Source organism: Rhodococcus sp. NPDC060086, from assembly GCF_042730275.1.
Taxonomy (GTDB): Bacteria; Actinomycetota; Actinomycetes; order Mycobacteriales; family Mycobacteriaceae; genus Rhodococcus.
Genome location: NZ_JBHWWZ010000059.1, coordinates 22,590 through 28,850 on the forward strand (window position 1 = coordinate 22,590; position 6,261 = coordinate 28,850).

The following is a 6,261-nucleotide window of genomic DNA, read 5'->3' on the forward strand; positions in this document are numbered from 1 at the left end:
TCGCTTCTCGCGTTCGGATTCAGGAGGCGGACCGGTACCGCTGTGCGAGGTACGCTCGGTGCAGAGCAGGTGAGCCGAACAACGAGCGGTTGAGCGTCGCGCGCTTGAGATGCACGTGGATGCCGCTCTCCCACGTGTAGCCCATTCCCCCGTGCAACTGCATGGCCTTGCCGGCGATCTCGACGGCTGCCGCACAGCTGTAGGCCTTGGCCATCGAGGCCGCAGTCGTCGCCTCCGGGTCTCCGGACACCAGGCTGCGCACTGCCGCGTCGACCAGTGTTCGAGCCACCGTCACCTGGACGAGCATGTCGGCGCAGGCGTGCTTGACCGCCTGGAACGAGCCGATCTTGCGTCCGAACTGCTCGCGCATCCCGGCGTAGGCAACGGTAGCGTCGAGCATCGCCTCGCTCGAGCCGAGACTGTCGCAGGCCACCGCCACAGCGGCACGGTCGTGGAGTCGTTGCATCGCCTGCCGGGAATCATCCCGGAATCGCCACACCGATTCGGAGGGGACTGCCACGCCCTCGGCGAGCACCGTCCCGAAGCTGCGTGTCGCGTCCACGACCGGCTGTGCCGTCACCACGAGTCCGGGCGTACGCGGATCGAGATCGACGACGACGATCGTCCCGTCGGGTTCGCGCGCGGGTACGAGAAGCCGGTCCGCGCCGGGAGCGTCGAGTACGAACGGTGCCACGCCCCGGAGGGTCTCCCCCGACGCTGCGATCTCCAGATGGAACGGTGTCCGGCCTGTCGATTCCCCGCCGAGGACGAACATCGGAACCGTGCATCCCGAGGCAGTGTCGCGGAGCAGACGATCACGCTCCGAGTCGGGTTCGAGAAGTTCGAGTGCTCCCACCGAAAGTGCCGCGACCGCCGGGTACGGGCCGCGCGCGGCCGCGCGGCCGACCTCCCGGAGTATCACGGCGACCTCAGCGAAAGTTCCGTCGGCGCCGTCGAATTCGCTCGCGACTTCGAGTCCGAGCCATCCGGATGTGCTGATCGACTCCCAGTCGACCGGCCTGTCGTGTCCTGACCGGCCCAGGAGTCCCCTTGCGACGGTCCGCAATTCGTCGTGGAACTCGGACAGGTCTGTCAGTGGATCGGTCATCGCTGTCCTGTCGGCTCGCGGGGCAGACCGAGGCCACGTTCCCCGATGATGGTGCGTTGGATTTCGCTGGTTCCGCCCGGGATCGTCCACTCCCACGAGCCGATGAAATCGAGCATCCATGCCCCTGATTCCCACCCGCTGGACTGGGGTTTCCGCAGATCCGTGTGTGCGGCGAGACCCGCGATCTCTGTGCCGAAATCGGTCATGCGCTGGAGCAGCTCGCTGTAGTAGAGCTTGACGATCGACGCGTCGGCCGGCCCCGGCCGGTCGGCAGCGACGAAATCCGTCACCAATGCGCGCAGCCCCGTGAGTTCGATCTCGAGTGTGGCGAGCCTGTCTGCGACACGAGTGTCGTCGAGTGGGGTCGTCCCGTCGGGGCCCGGCCGGGTGCACAGGTCGACGAGCCAACGGAACCCGCCGTGACCCAGTCGCTCGGTGAGTTCGAGCATGGTCATGCCGCGCTCAGCTCCGAGTGTTTCCTGCGCGACCCGCCATCCTTCGTTCTCGGGTCCGACGAGGTTCGTCGCAGGAATGGCGACGTCGCTGAGGAATATCTCGCAGAAGTGCGCTTCGCCGGTCGCTTGCTTGATCGGACGCACTTCGACTCCGGAGGTACGCATGTCCATCAGGAAGTACGAGATGCCCTTGCGCTTCGGGGCGTCGGGATCGGTGCGGGCCAGCAGCAGGCACCGGTCGGCGTACAACGCGCCGCTCGCCCACAATTTCTGACCGTTGACGATGTAGACGTCACCGTCCTTACGAGCGCTCGTCGCGAGTGCCGCCATGTCGGAGCCGGCGCCTGGCTCGGAGAACCCCTGGCACCAGATCTCGCCGTCGAGGATCGCGGGGAGATGACGGTTCCGCTGGTCCTCGGTGCCCGCGGCGAGAAGCGTCGATGCCGCGTGGTGGATGGAAACGAAGGGCAGGACCAGTCGGGGTGCGTCGTGTGCGGCCAGTTCCTGGTAGAGCACGACCTGTTCGGCGACGGACATCCCACCGCCCCATTCCTGCGGCCAGTGCGGCACGGCGAACCCCGCGCCGCGCAATTTCTGGAACCAGCTCTTCTGGAAGCGGACGAATTCGTCGTCGGACACACCGGTTTGGGTCTCGCGCCACGCGGAAGGAATGTTCTCGCGGCACCAGGTGCGGACCGCGGCCCGGAAGTCCTCGAGTGCGGACGTTCCGGAACTCGTCGTCCCAACCTTCATCGAGCTGTTTCCTTCTTCCTCACCGCATTCTTCCGGCCCACCGCATGTTCCCGGAGAGCAAGCAATCGCTCTCGATGCTCGGCGGACTGCATGGTCGCGATCTCCGCCGCGAAGCCGGCCTGCATCGGGCCGCCCAGCGCCTGGGACAAGTACATGTTGACCACACGTTTCGTGCTGCGCAATGCTTGTGCAGGTTGCGCAGCGAGACGTTCGGCGAGACGCCGTGCTTCCGGCAAGAGGTCGTCGGGCGCGGTGATGCGTGAGGCCAGGCCGAGTTCGACCGCCGTGCTCGCTGGGATCTTGTCGCCGGTGTAGAGGTATTCGCGCGAGCGCAGGATCGGCGTGAGCAGTGGCCAGAAAGCCGCTCCCCCGTCGCCCGCGACGAGGCCCACTGCGACGTGTGGATCGGCAAGGTGCGCTTTCTCCGACATGAGGACCACATCGGAGAGCACCGCGACGCTGCAGCCGAGCCCCACCGCGGGTCCGTTCACCGCTGCGATCACCGGCAGGGGGAAGCGGAGCATCTCGTCGATGATCTCGGCGCCTTCCCGGACGCTTTCGTCGCGCGCGACCGGATCGTCGAGGAACGAGGTGATCCAGTCGAGGTCGCCTCCCGCGCTGAATGCGCGGCCCGCGCCGGTGAGGATCACCACGGCGGCATCGGTATCGGCAGCGAGTTGCCGCCATACGTGTGCGAGCGCCCAGTGCAGGTCTTTGTCGACGGCGTTGAGCTCGTCGGGACGATTGATCGTCACGATGCGGACCGGGCCGTCGCACTCGACGGTGAGCGCGTCCGGGAGTTCGTATTTCACAGCACCGCCTCCGCGGGAGCTTCGGAGAACAGCCCGGTGAGTCCGCGCCGATCGATCCGCTTGGTCAGGGCGTCCACGGTTCCGGACGGGCCCCACGGGATTCGTCGCAGTGGAATGCTGTATCGGGAGATCCAGGACACCGTGGTCTCGTCGCAGAATCCGCTGGCTCCGTGCAATTGGTGCGCAACCCGGAACACGATCTGCGCCGCCTCGACGGCGGCCAGCCGGAACGCCAGTGCGTCGTCGACGGCCTCGTCGTTTCCCGCTTGGATGCTCCACAGCGTGTACTTGGCGAGGGCGTCCAGTCCGGTGCGTTCGACTTCCGCCTCGGTGAGCTGGAACTGGACTCCCTGCAGTTTCGCCAGGGGGGCACCGAACTGTTCACGCAGGAGCACGTGTGAGCGGGTGAGGTCCATTGCTCGATCGAGCATTCCGAGCAGGGTCCAGCACGGCAGCGTCAGGGCGAGGGCGAGATCCTTCGCTCCGTCGTCGTCGATCGGCCGGAGGTCGAGTTGGGAGGTGAATGCCGACATGCGCGGCGGAGTGCTCGGCGGTCGGGCATCCACGTAACTGCGCCGACCGTCGACGCTGACCGCGGCCCACCGCAGATCGAGGCATGCGATGGGCGCCTTCGGGTCGGCATCGTCGACGACGACCAAGCCGTCGACGTCGAGGTCGGTGGGCCGTGCGAGTCTTTCCGCCACGGGGTAGGGCACAGCCCAGTACCCCACGCTGCGGCACAGAGCCGCTGCGGCTTCGAGTTCGTCCTCATCTGCGCGTGGATCGAGTTCCCAGGCACCGAGCTCGCCGAGAGCGGGCTCGATGATGCTTCGGCGGCGCTCGGGGTCGCCTTCGATCAGAGGGGCGAGATCATCGCCCCCGGCGGCTTCCAGCGCACGGAGTGCTTCGCGGCCGTACTCGGTCGCTTCCTTGCTCAGTTCAGTGTTCATGATGCCGCCAGAAGGGCTCGGGCCAAGAGGATCCGCTGCATCTCGATGCTTCCGGAGGCCACGGTCGCGGCCTGCGAATACCGCCAGTGGTCTTCGACCGCGCGGCGGAACCACTTGGCGGTGTCGGTGTCGAATTCATCGGTGTCGAATTCATCGGTGTCGGCACTCGGTGGCGTCGCATATGTGGCGATCTCGGTGAGCACCTCGGCGCTGTCCTGATCGAGGGTGGTCACCGCGATCCGGTAGGCCGCGGCGTCGCCGGGTTGGACAGCGCCTCCGCTCTGCATCGATACCACCCGGTACGCGAGCAGCCGCGCGCGACGGCAGTGCGTGAGCATCCGCGCCCAGCGCGCTTTCAGCTCGCCCGGCATGTCGTCCCATCGTGCACCGAGGACCGACGGCGCAGCCTGTAACAGACGCTCGCAGCGGGCGTAGCGGGCGATACCGACGCGTTCGTACGCGAGTACCTCCTGCACGACCTTCCACCCCTCGTCGACGGTGCCGAGCACATCGGCATCGGTGACGCGAAGGTCGTTGAAGAAAACTTCGTTGAGGTGGTGCGGGCCCAGCATTGCGCGGATCGGGCGGACCTCGATGGCCGGATCGGACATCGGGACGAGAAAAACAGTGAGCCCCTGTTGCTTACGACCGGTGGTTGAGGTGCGGGCCAACAGGAAGCACCACTGTGCCATCGTGGCGTAGGACGTCCAGATCTTCTGCCCGGAGATGACCCAGCTGTCGCCGTCCCGGCGCGCTGTGGTGCGTAACGACGCGAGATCGGAGCCGGCTTCGGGTTCGCTGAATCCCTGACACCAGATGACTTCGCCACGTGCAATGGGCGGAAGGTGTGCGTCCTGTTGTTCGGCGGTTCCGTGACGCATGATCGTGGGGCCGACCCAGTTGACGCCCATGTACTGCGCGCCGCGAGGCTCATGGTGCGCCCACATTTCCTCTCGCACCACGGTCTGTTCCCAGATCGATGCACCACGTCCGCCGAATTCCTCGGGCCAGGTCATGCACAGCAGTCCGCTCTCGGCGAGAAGGCGGCAGAATGCCTGCGCCGCGTCGAGATCACTCGGGTCGTCGGTGAAGGCTCCGAGGAAATGTGCGGGGACGTGCTCGTGCACCAGCCGGCGCAGCTCGCTCCGGAGCTCCGGGGCGGCACCACCCATCGTGAAGTCCATGCCCGGACATTACGTCAATCCTCACAAGGATAGCAATGCTTGCCACTTTGAAACCTCACAATACTTGGATGTAAAGACGCACAGTCGCTAGACTGCGTTCATGCGTGAAAGGCGAAATTCTTGACAACCCCACGGCGTGGCCGAGTTCCACAACGCCGTATCGCCGAAACCGTCGCCGACGAATTACGCGACCGCATCCTTTCCGATGACAACTACCGACTGCCGACCCAGGACCAACTGGTCAAGGACTTCGGCGTCAGCTACCCCTCCGTGCGAGAAGCCCTCCGCATTCTGGAAACCGAGGGACTGGTCACTGTACGCCGGGGCAATGTCGGCGGCGCCGACGTACATCGCCCCGACGAATTCTCCGCCGCATATCACCTCGGACTCTCCCTTCAGGCAGGCAGAGTCACACTCGAAGACCTCGCCGCCGGTCTACAACTACTCGAGCCGATGTGCGTTACCGAGTGCGCGAAGCGCCCGGACCGTGCCGAGACCGTCGTCCCAGCCCTCAACGCATCCATCGACGCCTCCGCCGAACTCGTCGGCGACGGAGTCGCATTCACCCAGGCTGCCCGCGAGTTCCACGATCTGATCGTCTCGTTCACACCGAACGCCACGATCCGCTATGCGGTGCGCAGTTACGTCGCCCTGTGGTCCGCCCAAGAAGAGGCATGGGCCGAAGCCCTCACCCGACGCGGCGAGTACCCGTCCGAAGGCAAGGCCGAAGACGCCGTCCACGCACACCGCCGCATCGTCAAAGAAATCGCCGACGGACGCGTCGCCGAGGCCGAACGGCTCGCGCGGTCCCACCTCGCAGCAACCCAGGCACTCGTCCTCGACCGATTCGGCGACACCATCGTCAATGCGTCCGCGGCGATGACACGCAACACGTTCCCCGCACGCCAACGCCCACGTAACTGACTCCCCGACGTAATCCACTCCGGGGCACCCCGGGATAACGAGTCCCAGAACGGCCGGGCTCGGCCTCCATGACCG

General features: G+C 66.0%; 6 protein-coding genes. 1 reads left to right on the plus strand and 5 read right to left on the minus strand.

The window, feature by feature from the left end:
* Positions 1-19: 19 nt before the first annotated feature.
* Genes ACFWB0_RS22790 through ACFWB0_RS22810 form a run of 5 tightly spaced genes read right to left on the minus strand, consistent with a single transcriptional unit; the run spans position 20 to position 5,262 of the window.
* Positions 20-1,108, minus strand: coding sequence for an acyl-CoA dehydrogenase family protein (locus tag ACFWB0_RS22790; protein WP_378492671.1), 1,089 nt, complete (start codon positions 1,106-1,108; stop codon positions 20-22).
* Positions 1,105-2,316 carry an acyl-CoA dehydrogenase family protein gene (locus ACFWB0_RS22795; RefSeq protein WP_378492672.1) on the minus strand — a complete coding sequence of 404 codons (1,212 nt, stop codon included), beginning with the start codon at positions 2,314-2,316 and terminating at the stop codon, positions 1,105-1,107. Before ACFWB0_RS22795 ends, ACFWB0_RS22790 begins: the two co-directional genes overlap by 4 nt.
* Positions 2,313-3,128, minus strand: coding sequence for an enoyl-CoA hydratase/isomerase family protein (locus ACFWB0_RS22800; protein WP_378492673.1), 816 nt, complete (start codon positions 3,126-3,128; stop codon positions 2,313-2,315). Before ACFWB0_RS22800 ends, ACFWB0_RS22795 begins: the two co-directional genes overlap by 4 nt.
* Positions 3,125-4,078, minus strand: coding sequence for an acyl-CoA dehydrogenase family protein (locus tag ACFWB0_RS22805; protein WP_378492674.1), 954 nt, complete (start codon positions 4,076-4,078; stop codon positions 3,125-3,127). The genes ACFWB0_RS22800 and ACFWB0_RS22805 overlap by 4 nt, the downstream gene beginning before the upstream one ends.
* Positions 4,075-5,262, minus strand: a complete 1,188-nt coding sequence (locus ACFWB0_RS22810; RefSeq protein ID WP_378492675.1) for an acyl-CoA dehydrogenase family protein — start codon at positions 5,260-5,262, stop codon at positions 4,075-4,077. Before ACFWB0_RS22810 ends, ACFWB0_RS22805 begins: the two co-directional genes overlap by 4 nt.
* 120 nt (positions 5,263-5,382) lie before the next feature.
* On the opposite strand from ACFWB0_RS22810, the gene ACFWB0_RS22815 reads away from it, so the two are divergent.
* The gene (locus tag ACFWB0_RS22815) at positions 5,383-6,186 is read left to right on the plus strand and encodes a FadR/GntR family transcriptional regulator (protein WP_378492676.1); all 804 of its coding nucleotides are present in this window, start codon (positions 5,383-5,385) and stop codon (positions 6,184-6,186) included.
* Positions 6,187-6,261 lie beyond the last annotated feature (75 nt).

Coding starts and splice junctions, on each gene's coding strand:
- ACFWB0_RS22790 (WP_378492671.1), bottom strand. CDS start 1,108: ATGACCGATCCACTGACAGACCTGTCCGAGTTCCACGACGAATTGCGG.
- ACFWB0_RS22795 (WP_378492672.1), bottom strand. CDS start 2,316: ATGAAGGTTGGGACGACGAGTTCCGGAACGTCCGCACTCGAGGACTTC.
- ACFWB0_RS22805 (WP_378492674.1), bottom strand. CDS start 4,078: ATGAACACTGAACTGAGCAAGGAAGCGACCGAGTACGGCCGCGAAGCA.
- ACFWB0_RS22810 (WP_378492675.1), bottom strand. CDS start 5,262: ATGGACTTCACGATGGGTGGTGCCGCCCCGGAGCTCCGGAGCGAGCTG.